Here is a 572-nt window from a genome sequence, read left to right on the forward strand (position 1 = left end):
GACTTAACGCCGGTAGGGCCAGTGCTTAGCCGGTGTTTTTGCATGCTCAACTGCGGAAACACGGCTAAAATGTTAGGCGATGTCACACCTTCAAACCATTTTTAGCTTGTAAACCTTTTTACAATTATTTTTTTTATATGTATTACAGCCAAAGTAGTAATGCAGAAGAAACCTGAAATAAGAAATCCTATGAAGACCGATATTCCTAATCCTCTTGGAAAACTTAATGAATCCCCACCCATGACATATACCTGATTAGAACCGTTCACCCAAGGGGTAACTCCAAAGGCAACAAATGATGAAATCATTATGTAAATTAATCCAATAAAAAAATCTTTTAAATTTTTGTGGGACCATAATGCCGTTAGAACTCCTATGGCTATCATTGGAATATACGGAATGTAAAAAGCTATAACAGCTAAAATGATATATATTAATGCTAATAATATGTATTTATTTATCATAAACACTCCTTAAGTCAAGGTGTGATTTCGCCGTCACGGTAGGAACGCCGGTTGCCCGACGCCCCCCGCACAGATTCCCGGCGTGCGGAACTACCGCACCGGGCTCTT

Annotated in this window: 1 protein-coding gene; it reads right to left on the minus strand. The window is 39.5% G+C overall.

The genetic code is table 11. The features are described from left to right. Nucleotides 1-101 precede the first annotated feature (101 nt). Nucleotides 102-464, minus strand: coding sequence for a hypothetical protein (locus Ga0451573_RS18965; RefSeq protein ID WP_231685759.1), 363 nt, complete (start codon nucleotides 462-464; stop codon nucleotides 102-104). Nucleotides 465-572 lie beyond the last annotated feature (108 nt).

It is taken from the genome of Phosphitispora fastidiosa, assembly GCF_019008365.1.
GTDB classification, from domain to species: Bacteria; Bacillota; Thermincolia; order Thermincolales; family UBA2595; genus Phosphitispora; species Phosphitispora fastidiosa.